The sequence below is a fragment of the Aeromicrobium sp. genome, from assembly GCF_036675695.1.
Classification (GTDB): domain Bacteria; phylum Actinomycetota; class Actinomycetes; order Propionibacteriales; family Nocardioidaceae; genus Aeromicrobium.
Genome location: NZ_JAKFEL010000026.1, coordinates 1 through 1,597, shown reverse-complemented (window position 1 = coordinate 1,597; position 1,597 = coordinate 1). Strand labels below are relative to the sequence as shown.

Below are 1,597 nucleotides of genomic sequence, written 5' to 3'. Positions count from 1 at the left end.
GAAGCGGCTGGCGTCGATCATCGGATCGTTCATCCAGTCGTACTGGCCGTGCATGATGTTGTGGCCGATCTCCATGTTGTCGAGGATCTTGGCCAGGCCGAGGAACAGGATGCCGGCGATGAATGCGGGCGGGAAGAACGGCATGAAGATGCCGATGCGACCGAGTACCTCGGAGGCGCGCTGCACCTTGATGACGCGACGGATGTAGTCGGCGTCTTTCTGCCCGAGGTCGTCGAGGACGCGCTGGCGCACGGTGTTGAGCTCGTTGCCGAAGTCTTCGAGCTGCTCGTACGTCATGTACTCGAGGCCGATGGTGGCCTTCTTGTCGCTCGTGGGGTCGATCAGTGACACGGGCGCGGCGTTGTGATTGCGCGCGCTGTACGGCTTGATGGGTGCGTTCTTGGTCTTGGACATGTTCTCCCTCTCCTAGAGTGCGACGCTGCAGTCGCCGACGGGGACGTTCACGCAGATCTTGATGGTCTCGTCGGTGTTGGCGCTGATCTCGTTGCTGATCACGTGGCGCACGGCACCGTGGTTCTTCTTGACGACGCAGGTGTTGCAGACACCCATGCGGCAACCGAACTCGGGCTTGAGTCCAGCGGCCTCGGCCTGCTCGAGGATCGTGGCGCCGGAGTTGTCGGCCACGATGGCGGCGTTGTCGAACGTCAGGGTGCCGGTGGCGTCAGGTGCGTCGAGGTCGACGCTGGGCACCTTGAAGTACTCCATGCGGAGCTGTTCGGTCGCGCCCAGCTCTTCGTAGGTGTCGCGGACGCTGGCGATGAGGCCAGCGGGGCCGCACACGTACGTCAGGGTCTCTGACGGATCGATGCCGAGGTGCTTGAGGTGGTCGATCGAGAACCGACCCTTGAGCTCGGCGCCCTCGGCCGGCTTGCGGGTGAAGATGCGTACGACCTGCGCCTGGGGGAGCGCAGCAGCGATCTCGTCCAGCTCGCCGCTGAACATCTCGTCCTCGAGCGACCGGGCGTAGTGCAGGAAGGTGACGCGGCCGGTGTGGCCGGAGTCGCGGAGCGTGCGGATCATCGACATCACCGGAGTGATGCCCGAGCCGCCACTCATCAACAGGATGTCGTCAGGGGTCTCGCGGGGGAGAACGAACTCGCCCTCGGCCTGCGAGAGATAGACGATCGTGCCGGGCTTCAGGTCGTTGTGCAGAAACTGCGACACGTAGCCGTCGGGGTGTGCCTTGACCGAGACGCTGAACGTCTTGCTCTTGGTGGCGCGTGAACTCGATACGGAGAAGACGCGCACACGGCGCTTGCCTTCGACCTCGACACCGAACTGGACGTGCTGACCGGGCGTGAAGCCCTTCCAGGTGCCGTTGGGACGCAGCACCACAGTGCTGGCGTCGCCGGTCTCGTGGATGACCTCGACGACTTTCGCGCGTACGTTTTCCGCTGCGAGCATGGGGTGAAGCTGGTCGAGGTAGTGATCGATTGTGTAGGGGGAGGTCAGCGACGCGACGGGCCGTGAGGCGAGAGCCTTGCGGATGATGCCCATCTCGTAACCTCCTCGAAACTCAGTGAACGTGCGTACACTCAAATAGTGCACGGTATTCGGGTCATGTGCAAGCACGAAC

The 1,597-nt window shown here is 63.2% G+C and carries 1 protein-coding gene and 1 pseudogene; both read right to left on the bottom strand.

The window, feature by feature from the left end:
* Positions 1–414 (bottom strand): annotated as a pseudogene (locus tag V6M39_RS01305) (acyl-CoA desaturase); the annotation flags it as partial.
* Between the two features lie 12 nt (positions 415–426).
* A partial coding sequence (locus V6M39_RS01300) for a ferredoxin reductase (RefSeq protein WP_332641847.1) occupies positions 427–1,597 on the bottom strand: 1,171 nt, incomplete at its 5' end.